General features: G+C 54.2%; 16 protein-coding genes. 5 read left to right on the top strand and 11 right to left on the bottom strand.

Going from position 1 to position 18,294, the window contains the following annotated elements:
* Positions 1 to 66 precede the first annotated feature (66 nt).
* Positions 67 to 1,362 carry an NADP-dependent isocitrate dehydrogenase gene (icd, locus tag NYE24_RS31070; RefSeq protein WP_036695832.1) on the bottom strand — a complete coding sequence of 432 codons (1,296 nt, stop codon included), beginning with the start codon at positions 1,360 to 1,362 and terminating at the stop codon, positions 67 to 69.
* Positions 1,363 to 1,464: 102 nt separating this feature from the next.
* Positions 1,465 to 2,577 carry a citrate synthase gene (citZ, locus tag NYE24_RS31065; RefSeq protein ID WP_036695829.1) on the bottom strand — a complete coding sequence of 371 codons (1,113 nt, stop codon included), beginning with the start codon at positions 2,575 to 2,577 and terminating at the stop codon, positions 1,465 to 1,467.
* Positions 2,578 to 2,966: 389 nt separating this feature from the next.
* Here citZ and ytvI point away from each other — a divergent pair, with 389 nt between their 5' ends.
* Complete coding sequence (gene ytvI, locus NYE24_RS31060) at positions 2,967 to 4,082, top strand: sporulation integral membrane protein YtvI (protein ID WP_342479327.1); 1,116 nt, start codon at positions 2,967 to 2,969, stop codon at positions 4,080 to 4,082.
* Between the two features lie 732 nt (positions 4,083 to 4,814).
* Here the strand turns inward: ytvI and NYE24_RS31055 are convergent.
* Genes NYE24_RS31055 through NYE24_RS31045 form a run of 3 tightly spaced genes read right to left on the bottom strand, consistent with a single transcriptional unit; the run spans position 4,815 to position 6,952 of the window.
* Positions 4,815 to 5,213, bottom strand: coding sequence for an FxsA family protein (locus tag NYE24_RS31055; RefSeq protein WP_036695825.1), 399 nt, complete (start codon positions 5,211 to 5,213; stop codon positions 4,815 to 4,817).
* Between the two features lie 29 nt (positions 5,214 to 5,242).
* Positions 5,243 to 5,722: a thioesterase family protein gene (locus NYE24_RS31050; protein WP_342477472.1), complete on the bottom strand. Its 480-nt coding sequence runs from the start codon at positions 5,720 to 5,722 to the stop codon at positions 5,243 to 5,245.
* Between the two features lie 48 nt (positions 5,723 to 5,770).
* Positions 5,771 to 6,952, bottom strand: coding sequence for an MFS transporter (locus NYE24_RS31045; protein WP_076155154.1), 1,182 nt, complete (start codon positions 6,950 to 6,952; stop codon positions 5,771 to 5,773).
* Between the two features lie 102 nt (positions 6,953 to 7,054).
* Here NYE24_RS31045 and NYE24_RS31040 point away from each other — a divergent pair, with 102 nt between their 5' ends.
* A complete protein-coding gene (locus tag NYE24_RS31040; RefSeq protein WP_036700666.1) occupies positions 7,055 to 7,798 on the top strand; it encodes a G1 family glutamic endopeptidase in 744 nt (247 codons plus the stop codon).
* 171 nt (positions 7,799 to 7,969) lie between these two features.
* Here the strand turns inward: NYE24_RS31040 and pyk are convergent, their stop codons facing one another.
* From pyk to NYE24_RS31010, 6 genes are all read right to left on the bottom strand, one after another.
* Entirely contained in the window at positions 7,970 to 9,394 is a 1,425-nt protein-coding gene (gene pyk / locus NYE24_RS31035) for a pyruvate kinase (protein WP_036700667.1), read from the bottom strand.
* Between the two features lie 375 nt (positions 9,395 to 9,769).
* Entirely contained in the window at positions 9,770 to 10,771 is a 1,002-nt protein-coding gene (locus NYE24_RS31030) for an acetyl-CoA carboxylase carboxyltransferase subunit alpha (RefSeq protein WP_036700669.1), read from the bottom strand.
* 1 nt (position 10,772) lies between these two features.
* A complete protein-coding gene (accD, locus tag NYE24_RS31025) occupies positions 10,773 to 11,666 on the bottom strand; it encodes an acetyl-CoA carboxylase, carboxyltransferase subunit beta (protein WP_342477471.1) in 894 nt (297 codons plus the stop codon).
* 83 nt (positions 11,667 to 11,749) lie between these two features.
* On the bottom strand, positions 11,750 to 11,938 hold the full coding sequence (locus tag NYE24_RS31020; protein WP_036700684.1) for a hypothetical protein: 189 nt from the start codon (positions 11,936 to 11,938) through the stop codon (positions 11,750 to 11,752).
* Positions 11,939 to 12,085: 147 nt separating this feature from the next.
* Positions 12,086 to 12,586 (bottom strand): phosphatidylglycerophosphatase A, encoded by a 501-nt coding sequence (locus tag NYE24_RS31015; RefSeq protein ID WP_036700686.1) that lies wholly within the window; start codon positions 12,584 to 12,586, stop codon positions 12,086 to 12,088.
* 498 nt (positions 12,587 to 13,084) lie between these two features.
* Positions 13,085 to 16,843, bottom strand: a complete 3,759-nt coding sequence (locus tag NYE24_RS31010) for a DNA polymerase III subunit alpha (protein WP_342477470.1) — start codon at positions 16,841 to 16,843, stop codon at positions 13,085 to 13,087.
* 144 nt (positions 16,844 to 16,987) lie between these two features.
* On the opposite strand from NYE24_RS31010, the gene NYE24_RS31005 reads away from it, so the two are divergent.
* The 3 genes from NYE24_RS31005 (at position 16,988) to NYE24_RS30995 (ending at position 18,242) form a co-directional block, all read left to right on the top strand.
* Positions 16,988 to 17,308, top strand: coding sequence for a YtrH family sporulation protein (locus tag NYE24_RS31005; RefSeq protein ID WP_036691231.1), 321 nt, complete (start codon positions 16,988 to 16,990; stop codon positions 17,306 to 17,308).
* Between the two features lie 22 nt (positions 17,309 to 17,330).
* Entirely contained in the window at positions 17,331 to 17,834 is a 504-nt protein-coding gene (locus NYE24_RS31000; RefSeq protein ID WP_036691229.1) for a hypothetical protein, read from the top strand.
* Positions 17,835 to 17,939: 105 nt separating this feature from the next.
* Entirely contained in the window at positions 17,940 to 18,242 is a 303-nt protein-coding gene (locus NYE24_RS30995) for a YtpI family protein (protein ID WP_076154972.1), read from the top strand.
* The last annotated feature ends 52 nt before the right edge of the window (positions 18,243 to 18,294 follow it).

The following is an 18,294-nucleotide window of genomic DNA, read 5'->3' as shown; positions in this document are numbered from 1 at the left end:
GGCTACATAGATATAAGCTACACGGATGTGCAGCTTATATCTGTAGTATTTACCGGCCAGGTCTGCTTACAGATGGTTGATGATCTCGTCAGCAAAAGCAGAGCATTTCAGCTCAGTAGCGCCTTCCATCTGGCGGGCAAAGTCGTAAGTAACCGTCTTGTTGTTAATCGCTGTACTCATTCCCTTGTAGATCAGGTCAGCCGCTTCCTGCCAGCCCAGATGCTCAAGCAGCATAACACCAGAGAGAATAACAGAGCCCGGATTCACTACGTCCTTGTCAGCATACTTAGGTGCCGTACCGTGTGTAGCTTCAAAAATAGCATGTCCCGTAAGATAGTTAATATTCGCTCCCGGAGCAATACCGATGCCGCCGATCTGGGCAGCCAGTGCGTCGGAGAGATAGTCACCGTTCAGGTTCAGCGTCGCAATGACATCGAAGTCTGTCGGGCGGGTCAATACCTGCTGCAGCGCAATATCCGCAATGGCATCCTTGACGATGACCTTGCCTGCTGCTTCAGCTTCCTTCTGGGCAGCATTCGCAGCTGCTTCACCGTCGCGTTCCTTGATGACATCGTACTGGTTCCAGGTGAAGACCTTGTCGCCGAACTCCTGTTCAGCCACTTCATAGCCCCAGTTCTTAAAGGCGCCTTCAGTGAATTTCATGATGTTGCCTTTGTGTACCAGGGTCACGCTCTTGCGTCCGTGCTTGATCGCATACTCTACTGCTGAACGAACAAGGCGCTTCGAGCCTTCCTCGGATACAGGCTTGATACCGATACCGGATGTTTCCGGGAAGCGGATTTTGTTCACGCCCATTTCCTTCTGCAGGAATTCAATCACCTTTTTCACTTCGGCAGAGCCTTCCTGATATTCGATACCAGCATAGATATCCTCAGTGTTCTCACGGAAAATAACCATATCCACCAGCTCAGGATGCTTCACCGGAGAAGGAACGCCGTCGAAGTAGCGCACCGGGCGCAGACATACATACAGGTCAAGCTCCTGGCGCAGCGCTACGTTCAGGGAGCGGATACCTCCTCCGATTGGAGTGGTCAGTGGTCCTTTAATTGCCACAATGTACTCGCGGATCGCTTCCAGCGTGTCGTTCGGCAGCCATTCACCATATGTATTGAAGGCCTTCTCGCCGGCAAACACTTCGTACCACGCAATTTTTTTCTTACCGCCATAGGCTTTCTCTACAGCTGCATCCAGCACCCGCTTGGAGGCTTTCCAAATGTCACGGCCTGTCCCGTCACCCTCGATGAATGGAATGATCGGCTGATCCGGAACCAGCAGCTTGCCGTCTTCGATTGTAATTTGTTCGCCTTCTGTGGGCAGATCGTATTGTTCCAGTTTCAACATTGGTAGATATTCCTCCTAAAAGTATGATGTATAAGCATTCATATCATTCATTGTACTAAAGGGGTAGAGCAGCCTGCAAGGGCCGCCCTCCCTGCCGCCCTGTTATCGCTCGTCTACAGGGACGTACTTCATGTCTGACATGCCTGTATATTCCGCACGCGGACGGATGATACGGTTGTCTTCGTACTGCTCCAGAATGTGCGCCGTCCAGCCCGAAGTGCGGCTGATGGCGAAGATAGGGGTGAACAGCTCCCGTTCAATCCCCAGCTGTGTGTAGACTGATGCCGAATAGAAGTCGACGTTCGGCTTCAGCCCCTTTTGGCTGGTGATCAGCTCTTCTACCTTGACAGACATATCATAGAGACTGGTGTCATTCTTCATCGTGCCCAGCTCGCTGGACATCTTCATCAGATGCTTAGCGCGCGGGTCGCCGTTCTTATAGACACGGTGTCCGAAGCCCATAATCTTCTCCTTGCGCTCCAGCTTGCCCTGAATATACGGCTCAACTGCCTCCAGACTGCCGATCTCCTCCAGCATCTTCATGACGGCTTCATTTGCCCCGCCATGCAGCGGCCCCTTAAGCGCACCGATCGCCGAGGTCACACCGGAATAGATGTCGGACAAGGTCGCAACCGTTACCCGCCCGGCAAAAGTCGAAGCATTCAGCTCATGGTCAGCATGCAGCACAAGTGCCGTATCCAGCGCCTTGACGGATACCGCATCCGGCTCTTTGCCCCACAGCATATAGAGGAAGTTCTCGGCGATGGTCAGGCCCGCCTTGGGGGCTACCGGCTCCAGGCCTTTGCGGATGCGCGCCAGTGCGGCAACTACGGTCGGAATCTGCGCCTGCAGCTTCAGCGCCTTGGTCTGGTTCGCTTCCTTGCTCATATCATCGGCGGCTTTGTCGTACAGCGCCAGACTCGATACGGCAGAGCGCAAAGCGGCCATGGTGTTGGCTTCCTTGGGATACAGCTTCATTTGAGTGAGCACCTGCTCCGGGATCGCAGCATGAGCGCTGAGCTCGCGCCGCAGAGCTTCAAGCTCCGGCACCGTCGGCAGACTGCCGAACCACAGCAAATAAGCAGTCTCCTCAAATGTGGCATGGTCCGCAAGATCGTCAATATCATAGCCGCGGTAAGTGAGCACTCCATCTACGATAGAGCTGATTGAGGAGGTCGTTGCAACAATGCCTTCAAGTCCTTTAGTAGCTGTCATAGTATCTCTCTCCTTTGCCAACAAGAGTGTATAGTGCCGCTTCAAACCTCATGTAAACATTTACATTTCCAAGTATTTCAACTCTCTCTGAAAAAACTTCAGAACCGGCTCAGAAGATTGCAACTAAATTTCTGCTCTTTAACCTTTAATTATCATACCGGATTTTGACGGTTATGTGAACAACGTGGAAGCTTTGCAGGACATCAAATGATTTTATCGGAGGGATAGAAAAAAACGAACGCAAAATCTGTTTCATGAACCGGCTTCCAGGTTATGGATATGCCCGCCGTCTGAGCTTTTCTACCGCTGCTAGTCTTTTCACACCCCCTATGAATATATATAAGACGAGCCGTTATTTCTGGAATCCGCCAGAGTAGGAGGGACCGAACATCGATACACTTGTGCTTAAAAGAATGCTGCGCGGCCTCTGGGTCGTGCTTTCCGCCGCCCTGATTCTGCTGGCCGTATATGTACTACTGCCGCTTCTATACCCCCTGCTGATCGCCTGGCTGCTGGCTTATCTCATGCACCCGCTGGTCCTGATCCTGAAGGGGATGAAGCTCCCCGGCTGGCTCGCCGTATCCCTCTCGCTGCTCTTCTACATCGGAGGCATCGCTCTTGTACTGACCGCACTCATCACAAGGCTGGTCAAAGAGCTGATCGGGCTGCTCCAGACCTTCGATCTTCATACCGATCAATGGCGGGAGCTGCTGCTGTCCCTGAGCCGCAATGCCAGCATTCAGAATATTATTAACCAAATCAACCAGTTTTACCACGACAACCCGGGCTATCATGCCACCATTGACAGCAATATCAACCGGACCACTGAAACAGTCGGTCAAGCTGTGACGCAGATGATTACCGGATTCTTCAATATCATCCTGAAGCTGATCTCCTCACTGCCGAGCCTCGGCACCATTCTGATTGTTATCGTATTGGCCGCCTTCTTCCTCAGCACCGGCTGGGAACGGCATAATGCCAAGCTGACCGCCCTGCTCCCGGCTCCGCTGCTGAGACCGGTCTCGGAAATCTGGAAGGATCTGCGCAAGGCGCTGTTCGGCTACATCCGCGCCCAGCTAGTGCTAATCTCCGTAACGGCGGTAATTGTGATCATCGGCCTGCTGCTGCTGGGCGTCAAATCAGCCTTCGCCATCGGCCTGACCATTGGCATCGTCGATCTGATTCCTTATCTGGGCGTCGGTATCGTCATTCTGCCCTGGGCCTTGTATTCGTACATGACCGGGAACATGGCGCTGGCCATCGGACTGCTGGTGCTCTACGGCATCATCCTGATCACCCGCCAGGTGCTGGAACCCAAAGTACTCGCCAGCAGCATCGGCGTCGATCCGCTTGCCATGCTGATCGGCATGTTCGCCGGCCTTCAGCTGATGGGCATGCTCGGGCTGATCCTCGGCCCGGTGCTGCTCGTTATTCTTGATGCGTTCTCCCGCGCCGGCGTATTCCGCGCCCTGCGCAGCTATATCCTCAGCGGCAGGCTGCATTAGGGGGCAGGGTTCGAAACTAATTGAGCATAGCGAATCATTAGCGATAAGTGTAGTCTGTGCAACTAAAAGCAGCGAAACGGAAAGCTTTCCTCTTCTAACTGTAGTTTGTACAACTGTATTTGTCCAAAGGGGCAAAAATCCAGGTATAGAGGCATTTTAATTGTACGAAATACAGCAAAACAGAGATTCGGCGGTATATCCGGCGATTTAATTGTATAGTCTGCAATTAAGCCTACCTCTTACATCCTAATCAGGGCGTGATAAACCCTCAGTAAGCAATTTTTAAAAATAATTCTCACACTTTTAAATCTGATGCGCTATTAGTTGGATAAACGTATCTTATTGGGGAGATTTCAGAGCTTTTTGGAGTAACAGTTGGAAAAACGTCACTTAATTTTACGATCATCCGCCCCCTGGGAAAAATTGCAGTCTAATAAGTGTTGTTTTTCCAACTAATACCTGAGAGTGCCTCTTGCGAACATCAGTTAGTGTACAATATCCAACTGTTTCCGTCCGTTACTGCTCTTCCCTCACCACTCCCTAACGCCAAAAAGGCCTCCAGCCGCAGCACCTGCAACTGAACACCTTCTGACAAACCCGATTACTCCATAGTGCTCCTAAGTAACCTTACCACTGCTTAATACTCCTTAATACTCCATAGCACTCTTTACTATTCCTTACAAGTCCTTCATACCGCCAGCAACCGCCAGCCTGCTCTAGCTCTCTACCCGACTACCTGCGGTAGAAGGTGAACGTGCCGTTTTTCATCTTCTTCTCGATCCATTTCAGCAGAAAAACCCGGTAGAGCGGCCGGGTCAGCGGAAATACCAGAGTAAAGCCGATCAGATCCGTGACAAATCCAGGCAGAATCAGCAGCAGACCGCCGAAGAAAATACATAAGCCGTCCAGCATGGTCCGTCCGGGCACCCGTCCCTCCTGCATATGTGTTCTGCTGTCCTGCAGTACCTTCTTGCCCTCGAACCGCATCATTAGCAAACCGATGACTGAAGTAGCCAGCATGATCAGCAGTGTCTTGGGCGCTCCAAGAAAACTTGAGACATAGATGAAACCGAATAATTCCACGGCCGGGACTGCAAATAAGGCGGCCCACAGCCATTTGTTCCTGATCATACTGCTCCTCCTTCTTCCTTACATTAACGCTATTCTTCTTCGTTCAGCGCAGCCAGGATGGCCTGGAACAGCTCAGGCTGTGCCCTGTCGATCCGCACAGGCCTCCATTCCCCGTTCAGCCAGACATGGCTCGTCGAGCCGCTGACCAGAAGCTCGCCAGCGGTCCGCTCCTGCCCTTCCTGACCCGCCGTCATCCGGCGGATTTCGTATTCATACACAACCCTCAGAGCCGAGAAGGTGGTTAACCGCGCATATACGGTAATAAGATCATCATATCGCGCGGGGCTTTTAAATTGCAAATCTGCAGAGGTTACCGGCAGCAGCAGACCGAGGCCCTCCAGCCTCCGGTAGTCGAAGCCCAGCTCACGGAACATCTCCGTGCGGCCGCACTCAAACCAGATCAAATAGTTGGCATGATAGACCACACCCATCTGGTCGGTCTCCTGATAACGTACACGGATGGAGGTACTGTGCCAGCGGCTGGCCCATCCCGGTTGATGCGGATTCATATTCATGCTCCTCTCTATAATACAGCTTATCCGGCAGCCAGCAGTCCGCTAAGCGCCGACACCGCCGGATGCAGATGTAAGCGGCAGCTTACGGCGTGAACTTCTGGCGACATAGACCAGCAGAGCCGCGCCCGCAGCCGCACTAATCATGCAGGAGAGGTTCATCAGCCCGACCCCGCCCTGGTTCAGCAGCATCCCGTTCAGCAGATTGCCGAGAATCCCGGCTAACCCGGAGAATACGATGTTAAAGACACTTTGCCCGGTCGCTTGCATCTCCGCTGAGGTAATCTTCGATACATATTCAACCGCCGCGATATAAAAGAACCCGAACGAGAGGCCGTGAAGCACCTGTACGCCGATCATGACGGAAGGGTACGGAAAGGCCACCTGGACGCCCCAGCGCAGTACATAGATTAACGCTCCAAGCAGCAGCGTCCGCTCCATGCCGAGCCTGCGAATAACCCGGGAGGCGAAGAACATGGATGGAACATTGGTAATGGACGCCAGGAACAGAGCGATTCCCGCAGAGCTGGTGGACCCCCCAACCGACTGGAAGGCAATCACGAAATAGGTCCCGAAGGCCGTCATGGTCTGATTGACCAGAAAGCTCCCGCCCAGGAAAGCCAGGAATATACGGTTGCCGAGCAGCTTTTTGATTCCCTGGGAGAAGGATTGGCTCATCATGTGATTCTCCTCCGCCTGCTTGGGAAGGGTGAAGGCAATGACTACAGCGATGCTATTCAGCAGCAGAAACGGCAGCCAGATGGTCGATACAGAGAATTTGGATACATACTGTCCCCCCGCAATGGCCCCTACGGCGGCGCCTATGCTCATCATCATGCGGATGCTTCCGTAAGTGGCTCCAGCCCTGTTCGCAGCCGCTATGGCGTACGAGTCGGCTATAGGCGCCTGTGTAGAGGAGAAGATCGTGGACACGGTATACACCAGCATCAGCACGATGAAATATTCCGAACGGTACAGGACCGCAAGCACCGCCGGAACAGCCACACTCAGAATCAGCACCAGCCGCGCCTGGTTATACCGGTCGGAGACCATTCCCCATAAAGGCTGCACACAGATGGCGATCAGCGTCCCTATAGCCATCAGCACGCCGATCTGGCTGACTTCAAGTCCGTTTGATTTCAGCAGCAGCGAGAGATAGGAGCCGAAGGAGCCCCCGGCCAGTCCCAGAAACAGATAGAACCCGCGCAGCTTTGTTATTTTTTCCATGGGGATTACAAATCCTCTCTCATTCTTTTTAACAGAATACCCAACCTTGATAGCCGCCTTCTGCATTAAATAGAGCACAACCTATTATGAGGCGGTGGACAAGTGGGCCAAGTCAATAGATTATCACGGAGCAAACCCTGTCTGAAGGATAAACTCAATACGGGCAGAGCCGCCAGTTCCGGCTTTGGCTGGACTTCGAGCAACTGGAGCGGTTATGCCATTTCCGGCAAAAAAGGCAGCTACCGGCAGATATCTGCCGACTGGATCGTCCCTTATGTAAAGCCTACGGAAAAAGCTACATTCTCCTCGGCCTGGATCGGCATTGACGGCTTCAAGAACAGCAGCCTGATCCAGACCGGCACCGGTCATGAGTCGGTGAACGGCATAGTCCGGTATTATGCCTGGTGGGAGATTCTCCCCGCCTCCGAGACCGTCATTCCTCTTCCCGTCTCCCCCGGCAACCATATGCGCGCTTCCATTGTCAAGCTGAGTCCCGGCAAATGGTGCATCACCCTGCGCAATCTCAGCAAATGCTGGGTCTTCCGTACCGTACAGCGCTATAACGGACCGCAAAGCTCAGCCGAATGGATCGTCGAAGCGCCGCAGGTGGGGTACGATATCGCCCCGCTGTCCAAGTTATCCACAGTCTGCATCACCTGCTGCCAGGTCAATGGACGTAGCCCTAGACTAAAGGTCTCCGATGGCGGCGTTATGATCCAGAATAAGAGGCTGCTGGCCGTGCCATCCCTCCCGCGCTCTTGCGGAAGCGCCTTTTCGGTCAGACGGATCTATCGTAATAGTCCCCCTGCCGTGTATTCCAGGAATCCTATTTATACATCTCCCTGACATACTATCCTGCTCCAAACACTCAGGTCCAATATATCCATTTGCACCATTGATATCAATCTGTATCTTAACATTCCGGAAAGTTCACTTATCAAAAAAAGAGCAGCGGCAATCAAGCGCCACTGCTCTTATCATTATATCTTATTCGTGCTGCAGAAGCTCTTCCAAATCCTAGTCGGCTGGAATCGTATCTACCTTCACCAGGTTAGTGGAACCGGAACGTCCAAGCGGGATACCTGCAGTGATGACTACAAGATCGCCAGCTTTAACCAGACCGGAAGCTTTACCGCCGTTAAGAGCTGTTTCCAGCAATTCGTCAGTAGAATGAGCTTCAGGACCGAATACAGGAGTTACGCCCCATACCAGCGCCAGTTGACGCATTGTTCTTTCCTGGGTAGTAACAGCAATGATCTGTGATTTAGGACGATATTTGGAAACCACGCGTGCAGTGTGGCCAGTTACAGTCGAAGAAATGATCGCTTTAGCATTCAGATCCAGAGCGGAGATCGCTACGGATTGGCTGATCGCTTCAGTTACAGTAGTTTCTTGAGCAATCTGCTGCTTCATGAAGATCTCACGGTGGTTCAGAGCAGATTCTGCTTTCTCAGCAATACGGGACATAGTCAGTACGGATTCTACCGGATATTTCCCCGCAGCAGTCTCACCGGACAGCATGATTGCATCAGTTCCGTCGAAGATTGCGTTCGCTACGTCACTTGCTTCAGCGCGGGTTGGGCGCGGGTTGCGCTGCATGGAATCCAGCATCTGGGTAGCTGTGATTACCGGTTTGCCGGCGATGTTACATTTCTGAATCATCAGCTTCTGAGCCAAAGGTACATCTTCAGCAGGGATTTCTACACCAAGGTCGCCACGGGCAACCATGAGGCCGTCGGATACTGCCAGGATCTCATCCAGGTTATCGACACCTTCCTGGTTCTCGATCTTGGAGATGATCTGGATGTGGGAAGCATCATGCTTCGCAAGCAGTTCACGGATTTCCAGAACGTCGCTGGCTTTGCGTACGAAAGAAGCGGCAATAAAATCAATGTCCTGTCCGATCCCAAAAATGATATCACTGGTATCTTTTTCCGTAATACCCGGCAGGGAGATGGATACTCCTGGTACGTTAACACCCTTCTTGCTCTTGATCGTACCGCCGTTAACAATACGGGTCTTGATTTCAGTGCCTTGAATGTCGACAACCGTAAGGCCGATCAGGCCGTCGTCGATCAGGATCGTCGATCCTACTTGAACATCGTTAGGCAGGTTGTTGTAAGTGATGGAGATACGGTTATGGTCGCCAAGGATCTCTTCCGTAGTCAATGTCAGATACTCATCCTGAACCAGTTCAATCGGTTCTACTTCCAGCTTGCCAGTACGAATCTCCGGTCCTTTGGTGTCGAGCAGGATGGCAACAGTCTTGCCAAGTTCCTTGGATGCTTGACGGATCGTGTTGATCCGGGCTCCATGCTCATCAAAATCGCCGTGGGAGAAGTTCAGACGGGCCACATTCATACCAGCCAAAATCAATTTTTTGATATTCTCCAACGATTCACTTGCAGGTCCGATCGTACATACAATTTTACTTTTCCGCATTAGGTTTTCCTCCGTTTTTTCGTTCTCTCTGTCTCGCTTTTTCCAACTACAAAATCTACTATAAGACTTACTCTCTGTATAGGAACTTTATCACATGTAAAGACATGCACGTTTTATTGCGCCCTTATGAATATTACTGCATGTTGAACACAAAATCAATGTTAGTGCCTGTTTTTGCTGTAAATTAAAGTCGAATAATATAGGATGGCCGATAAAAGAAAAATCATCCCGCAGCAAGCACAGGATGATTATAATGGGAATAATTGTATAATAGGTCTTGTCCCGTCCGCGGGCTGGATTAATCTGGAATATGTTAAAAAGTGCAAACCCGGCGGTACCGGCCATGCCGCTCATTCCCCGGAGAAAAGCTCCCGCTTACTCCACAATCTGCGCTTCATCCTGATCGGAATCCTGCTCCAGCACCGACTCGGAAAACTCACCGATTTTGCGGAATTTCAGATAACGGTCTTCCTTCAGCGCTGCTGCATCCATGCCGGACAGCTCCTGCAGGTGACGCCAGACTGTATCCTTAACCGCCTCCGCTGTAGCTTCGTAATCCCGGTGCGCACCGCCTCTGGGCTCTGCAATAATCTCCTCAATGACTTCCATCTCCAGCAGATCGGTGGCCGTAATCTTCATCGCCTCAGCGGCCTGTTCCGCCTTGGTGGCATCCTTCCACAGAATCGACGCTGCACCGTTAGGGGAGATCGCTGAATAGATTGCATTCTCCAGCATCAGCACGCGGTTGCCCACGGCCATCGCTAAAGCTCCGCCGCTGCCGCCCTCGCCGATAATCACGCAGATGACCGGCACGGCCAGCTGGGACATCTCGAACAAATTGCGGGCAATCGCTTCCGATTGTCCGCGTTCCTCAGCGGTATTACCGGGGTAAGCCCCCTTCGTATCCACAAAGGTGATGATCGGACGGCCGAACTTCTCTGCCTGCTTCATCAGCCTCAGTGACTTGCGGAAGCCTTCCGGATGGGCGCTGCCGAAGAAACGGAGAATATTCTCCTTCGTATCCTTGCCGCGCTGCTGTCCGATAACGGTCACAGGTCTACCATTCAGCTTGGCGATTCCGCCGACTACCGCAAGATCGTCACCGTACAGGCGGTCACCATGCAGCTCGATAAAGTCCGTGAAGATAAGCCCGATCAGATCCAGCGAGGTCGGGCGTACGTGATGCCGGGCCAGATGCATCTTCTGGGCCGGGGATATATTGGAATAGATCTCATTCTCCAGCTCGCTGTAGCGCTCTTCAAGCCGGGCTACCTCATCGCTGAAATCAATGCCCTTCTCTTCACCGAACTGCTTGAGTTCGGCGATTTTTTTGCGCATTTCTACCAGAGGCATTTCAAAAGGCAACTCTCCTGCCAACCTAAAATCCCCCTTTCACATCATGCAGTTCCAGCAGCTTCGTGAGTGTGGAGCGCATTTCCTTACGGTGCACGACCAGATCCAGCTGTCCGTGCTGCAGATTGAACTCTGCCGTCTGGAAATCCTCCGGCAGCTTCTGGCGGATCGTCTGCTCGATGACAATCCGTCCGGCAAAGCCGAATACCGCTCCGGGCTCGGCAATAATAATGTCGCCCAGGCTGGCAAAGCTCGCCGATACCCCGCCGGTAGTCGGATCAGTAATGACAGAAATATACAGGCCGCCTGCTTCACTGAACCGGGCCAGCGCGGCGCTTGTCTTCGCCATCTGCATGAGACTGAGAATGCTCTCCTGCATTCTGGCTCCGCCGGAGGTGGAGAAGATCAGCATCGGCAGTGCCTGCTCTGTCGCTTCTTCCACCGCTCTTGTAATTTTCTCTCCAACCACAGATCCCATGCTGCCGGTGAAGAACTCAAAATTCATCACGGCTACAATAACCGGATGTCCGCCAATGCTGCCCTGGCCGGTGATTACAGCTTCAAGCTGTCCGGTTTTGGACTGCTGTTGCGCAAGCTTCAAGGCATAGCCGGGGAACTTCAGCGGATCAATCGACGCCATCTCGCTGTCGAACTCAATGAACCCTTCCGGATCAAGTATCATTGCAATCCGTTCGGTCGCATTGAGGCGCATATGATAGCCGCAGGAAGGGCATACTTTCAAATTCTTCTCCAGTTCCTTGCTATACTGGATCGTTCCGCATTTGGCGCACTTGCTCATTAGACCTTCGGGAATCTCCCGCTTAGGGCGCTCGCCTTCTGCTGGTCCGCCGCTTCGCTCCAGACGTTCTGAAGGAATAGTCGCGTACTTCCGTTTTTTCTGAAATAAATCTTTGAACAAGGGTCGCACCTCTTCAGCCGTTTATTTGCGTAAATAGCAGCTTGCCGCTGTCATGAATGCTTTGAATCTCTATGCCATACTCTTCAGGGATGCAGAATCAGATTGAGGACCTCCTGCACTTCTTCAAGCTCTCCCGAAGGAACCAGAATCTCAAACTGCTGCTTGGACATATTGATGGGACGGCATTTAATCAGAAATCCTTCTTCCGTAAGCTTCCTCTGGATCATCTCCGCCACTTTGGCGGTCGGCGCTATATAGATTACCGTCCACATGCCCTGCAAGGCCTCCCTAATCTCGAATCCAGCCGTATCCTGAATATAATGAAATTATGATAACACAGTTTTCTTTTTTCCCGCAAGCAAGCCCGGCAGGAAGGACTCAGGCCCGGGAGGCCGGTCGCAGCGCATCAGGAACAGCCGTTATTCGGTCCCGGTCACATGGGGATAGACCTTCGCACCCTCATGCCCGTGGGCGATCCGGGCTGAAGCTGCAGCCGCAATTCCGGCCACAAGATCATCCAGAAATACATGAATGCTCCCTTTATCATCATTCAATTTGCCGATAATTCCAAGCTTTATTTTATCCAGGTAGCCGAAGCTGGTCAGGCCGATCATTCCATACACGCTCGTGATGCCCAGTGCCAGCGTCTCGTCCGCCCCGTAGAGCGATTCATCCGCTTCCATTACCGCCTGAAACGGCTGGGGCAGCAGCTTCTTCTCGGCTAACTCATCCAGCGCAATCCCGGTCATGAGCGTATACTGGACTTCTCTTTTGTTCAGGACCGACTTGACGCTGCTCAGGCACTCCTCCTGCGTTAAGCTGGGATAATAGACCGATTGCAGGATATAGACGATCTCCGCGATCGAGTCCAGTGATACTCCCCGGCGCTCCAGCAGCTCCTCCGCCATTTGATAGGACATGATGTCATTCCCCTTCCGCACGGGACAATGCCCCGCTATGATTTAGCTGAACTTGAGAGTGAAACCTGACAGATTCATAAGTTCACTCTATTGGTTCCCTAATGTATGCGGAAGAGGGGGCAAATGTGCTAAAAAGATCAGTGTATCACAGCGGCTGCCCATAAAAGATGCATTTGTGCAGCATCAGAATTAACTGGTGAGAAACTCTTTAACCAGCCGCCATGCTGAGGGTTTGCCATGCCCCAATTAGGGTGCAATGGGGATGCTTAAGTGCATTCTGTACAACTAAATCATCTGATTTAGCGCCGACTATCCTTTTAGCTGTAATTCATACAATTAAACTGCCTCTATACCCGGGTTCTCACCCATTCGCGCAGATTTAGTTGTACAAACTACAGTTAGAGGAGGAAAGCCATCCTTTTCACGGTTGATAATTGTACATAATACACCTATGTGAATGTTCACTTCGAACAAGCTCCAAGGACAGCTTGGCTGCTCCTATCTGAGGCGGACGGTTCCGGCACCCAGCATCTCTTCAATGGCTGCGAACAGCTCCTCCGAGGGCTCGATCCGGTAGCTGTCGCTCAGCGCAAGCACCTTCTGGTTGCGCTCGTAGAACAGCAGCGTCGCTGCGGGTCCCGGATGGGTCTGCAGCAGCGCCTGGAGGCGCGGCAGCAGACCCTTCAGCTCAGCGCCCGGCGTGATCTTGATGAAGACACGCTGGGCGCCGGGCGCTGAGCCTGCGAAGCGCTCAGCGGCTGGGTCCTGCCCCGTGCGCAGCGGGGCAGGGCTGCCCGGCCGCGCGTCTGACGCGGCCTGGGCCTTGGGCGCGGCCTGCGCAGCGGCCGCGGAAGCGCGCGCACCGGGCGGCTGTGCCGCCGGTGTGCGCGTGCCCGGTGCAGCGGCGGCGCCAGCTGCACCGCCGGGCCGGGCGCCGGGGCCACCGGCGCCCGTGCGGGCTGCAGGAGCGGCCGCAGGCGCTCCTGCGGGGACACCGCGGCCCGCGCCGTAGGCGGGCCGGGACCCGGCGCTGCGGCGCTGCAGCAGGCCGCGCACGCTGTCCGAGGTGAGCGGAGCTACCTCCTCGGCCAGTAGCTTGAAGCCCTCGTCCTCCTGCTGCACCTTGGCGCGCAGGGCCAGCAATGCGCCCTTCTCAATCAGGGCGCGGCTGCGTTTCCACACCTCCGGGAAGAGTACGACCTCGCAGCGCTCGATCTGGTCTTCCCACTCCACAAAAGCCATCGCCTTCCCGGCTTTGGTCGTGATCTCCTTCAGCGACACGACCATACCGGCCGTCACGGTCATACTCTCATCCGCAGCTTCGCCAAGATCCATCAGCTTCTGCATCCCCGGCTCCTCCAGCAGCCCCGCATGGTCATCCAGCGGATGGCCGGAGAGATAGAGCCCGAGCAGCTCACGCTCCAGCTCCAGCTGCTGGGTTCCGCTGAACCTCGGAATATCCGGGTAGCGGATCTCCCAGTTCGGCGTCTCGATCAGGTCATCGAACAGCTGGATCTGCAGCTCATCGCGCTCTTTGCGCCATTTGGCCGCCGCGTCCACCGTCTCATCCAGCATCGCCAGCAGCTGCGCCCGGTGTCCGGGCAGCGCATCGAAGGCGCCGGTCTGCAGCAGCGATTCGATGACCCGCTTGTTGCAGACGCGTAAGTCAACCCGGCGGCAGAAATCGAGCAGGCTGTCGAACGGCCGCTCCTTGCGGACCGCCATAATGTTCTCCACAGCCAGCGTGCCGACATTCTTCACCGCAGCCAGCCCGAAGCGGATATGTCCGCGGCCTTCGCCGGGCACCGGAGTGAACAATACCCCGCTCTCGTTGACATCTGGCGGCAGTACGCCAATCCCGGACCGGCGGCATTCCAGGACATATTCCGCCACCTTGCGGTGGGTCCCCATCACGGCGGTGAGCATAGCGGCCATGAACTGCACCGGATAATGCGCCTTGAGATACGCCGTCTGGAAGGCGAGAACACCATAAGCAGCCGCATGGGCGCGCGGAAAGCCGTAGTTGGCGAACTTCACGATCATATCATAGACCGCATGGGCATCCGCTTCCTGGTAGCCCTGCTTCAGACTGCCCTCCACGAAGTGGCTGCGCTCCTGATCCAGTGTCTCCCGCTTCTTCTTGGACACTGCACGGCGGAGCAGGTCTGCTTCGCCAAGCGAGAAGCCGGCCATCAGCGAGGCAATCTGCATGATCTGCTCCTGGTAGACGATAATACCGTAGGTATCGGCCAGAATCGGCTGCAAATCCGCATGCGGATAGACAACCTCGAACTCCCCGTGCTTGCCCCCGATGAATTTCGGGATGAATTCCATCGGACCCGGGCGGTACAGCGCTACCACCGAGACAATATCCTCGAACCCGCTAGGCTTCAGGTCCTTCAGTACCCGCCGTACACCTGCCGATTCCAGCTGGAATACGCCCGTCGTCTCGCCTGCTCCCAGCATCTCATAGGTGAGCGGATCGTGATCCGGAATGATGCGGAAATCAGGCACACTCCCGGTCATCTCCTTCACCCACTTCATGCACCTTTCAATAATCGACAAAGTCCGCAGGCCGAGGAAGTCCATCTTGAGCAGCCCTACGCTCTCCAGATGCTCCATGGAGTACTGGGTAAGCGCCGTACTCTCATTGCCCGCCTGAAGCGGAACAGCATCGGTCAACGGACCCTTGGAGATGACCACGCCAGCCGCATGCGTCGAAGCATGGCGCGGCATGCCCTCCACCTTCATCGCCATGTCGAGCAGGCCTCTGGTCTTCGGGTTCGTCTCATACAGCGCCTTCAGCTCAGTCGAGCTCTCCAGCGCCCGGGTAATATTAATTCCGAGCTGGCCCGGAATTAACTTCGCCGCCTTGTCCACCTCGTTATAAGGCAGATTCAGCGCCCGGCCCACATCACGGACAGCAGCCCTGGCCGCCATCGTACCGAAGGTGATGATCTGCGCCACATGCTCCTTGCCGTACTTGTCCACCACATAGGCAATGACCTCATCGCGGCGTTCGTCGCTGAAGTCGATATCAATATCGGGCATCGTGATCCGCTCAGGGTTCAGAAACCGCTCGAACAGCAGATTATATTTCAGCGGGTCCACATCGGTAATCTTCAGCGTGTATGCGGTGAGACTTCCTGCGGAGGAACCACGGCCCGGACCGGTAACAATGCCGCTGCGGTGACAAAAAGCGATAAAATCCCACACGATCAGGAAGTAATCGCTGAACCCCATACTCTCAATGACTCCCAGCTCGTAGTCGAGCCGCTTCTCAGCCGTCTCCTTCTCCTCTGGCGATTCCCAGAGCGGAGTATCCGCATAGCGCTGCTCCAGCCCGCTGCGGCATAGCTCGCGCAGATAAGCAGCGGCATCCAGCCCTTCCAGCAGAGGCGAGAATTCCGGGAGAATATGATTGCCGAACGTCAGCTCCAGATTACACGCTTCAGCGATCCGCTGCGTGTTCTCTATCGCCTGCGGCACATGCGGAAACAGCGCAGCCATCTGCTCCCCGCTTTTGAAGAACAGCTGGTCTGTCCCGATCTTCAGCCGGTCCTCATCGTCCACAGATTTGCCCGTGCCGATGCAGATCAGCACATCCTGAACCTCGGCATCCTCCTTGTCCATATAGTGGACATCATTAGTCGCTGCCAGCGGAATGCCGAGCTCTTCAGCAAGCGCAATCAGCTGCGGATTCACCCGCTTCTGCTCGGCAATCCCGTGATCCTGCAGCTCCAGATAGAAGTCGCTTCCAAAAATCTCCTTGTACCGCAGTGCCGCCTTGCGCGCCTCCTCCTCCCGGCCGTGCAGCAGATGCTGCGGTACTTCACCGCCCAGACAGGCACTTAGGCAGATAATGCCCTCGGCATGTGCTGCCAGCGCCTCCATATCGATACGCGGCTTGTAATGCTGGCCCTCCAGATGGCCGATGGAGATCAGCTTCATCAGATTCCGGTAGCCGGTCATATTCTTCGCCAGCAGAATCAGGTGATAGATCGGCTGATCCTTGCGGCTTCCCCGCTCACGGCGCGAGCCTGCGGTTAAATAAGCCTCGCAGCCGATAATCGGCTTGATTCCCTGCGCCTGGCAGGCTTTATAAAAAGGGATGGCCCCGTACATCACACCATGATCCGTCAGCGCCAGCGATGTCATGCCGTATTCGCCGGCCCGGCGCACGAGATCTGTAATGCGCGCCGCCCCGTCCAGTAAACTGTATTCGCTGTGCACATGCAAATGCACGAATGGGCTCATATTCCCCACTTCCCTTCAGCTCCAAATCAAAACATAAGATGAAACTATTTTATCATATTAGAGGGGGAACCGCCCATAGAATGGATTAAGAGCATATGGACAGGCAAAGGCAGGCCGCCGCCTGATCTAAGGAGGGAGCTTTTTATGGATATTTTCTTAAGCAAGGCCGTCCTCGACTTCTTCATCGCATTCGGCATAGTGCTTGGCGGAGCAATGCTGGGCGGAATCGGCGCCGTCGTCTCTCTTCAGCCGCCAACCGATACCATGCTGGAAATCGCAGACCGGATTAAGATATGGGCACTGGCTACCGCAGTAGGCGGAACCATCGACCCGATGCGGGTCATTGAGAGCAATATGCTGGGAGGCAATCTCTCTCCGGCCATCAAGCAGATTCTCTATCTGGTGTTCGCTTTCCTGGGCGCTCATATGGGCAGCGAGCTGGTCAAGTGGGTATGCGGCAAGTAGAAGCGAAGGGGTGAAAAGATACATGCGACTTCCGCCGTTCCACCGCTACCGCCGATTCTCGCAGATTGCTGCTGTGTTTGTGCTGGGGGTGATTGTGGGAGCCGCCCTGTACAACGCGATTTATCATATGGGCTATAACATTCTCTGGGTGAATAACCACGATCTGCGGCTGGAGATTGAACAATACCGTAAAGACATTCTGACGCTCAAAAAATACAACAATACCTCCACCGTCATCCGTGAGATTAAGGTGCGTACCGAGGAGAGTAAAGTCAAGGACGGTGCGGCGGCGCTGGACCCGGTGACAACCAAGGAGGTCCTCAGCAAGCTGGCGGGCGATCTGGAGCCGCTGCGCGGGCGCAGCATGTTCGATATCGATTCCGACGGCAAGCTAGCGCGCCTGCTGCTGGACAGCAAAATCTATCTGGCCCGCGAGAAGGAATACACCGTCAAAATCCGCACCATGCTGGTGATGGAGGGCGTGCTGCAAATCTGGGTGGAAATCAGTCCGTATAAGCGCAGCTGAGCCGCAAATCATGATACAATAGTGGACAAATCACAATCACAGGATACAGAGTGCCCGGCTAAGGCAATGCTGACTGACGGGTCTTCCACAAAGGAGCTGCCGTTCATGATTATGTTCATTAAGTATGTGCTGTTTGCCCTGCTGGTTATCTTCATGGTATGCGCCGCCGCGTACAGCATCTCTTCCCGCAGAACCGCCGACCCGCTTATCCAAGGCACCAGACGCTCGATCATGAATATGCTTCTGGGCGGAATGCTGGTCACGCTTTCATTAATGTCGATGTTCATCTTCCGCGGCTCGACGCTTAACGTGGTCATTGAGGCTGCTTTTCTGCTGCTGGGCTTGTTCAATATCTTCTCGGGACTGCGCAGCTTCAGCTACTATAGCCGGATGCGCAGCGGAAGCTGAGGGTTCAGCCCGCCGCCAATACAAATAGACCAGTTGCCCATCCTGATCGCCT

Source organism: Paenibacillus sp. FSL H7-0350 (assembly GCF_038593195.1).
Classification (GTDB): domain Bacteria; phylum Bacillota; class Bacilli; order Paenibacillales; family Paenibacillaceae; genus Paenibacillus_AQ.
The sequence above is the reverse complement of the archived record's forward strand: the minus strand, read 5'-3'. Positions and strand labels throughout refer to the sequence as shown.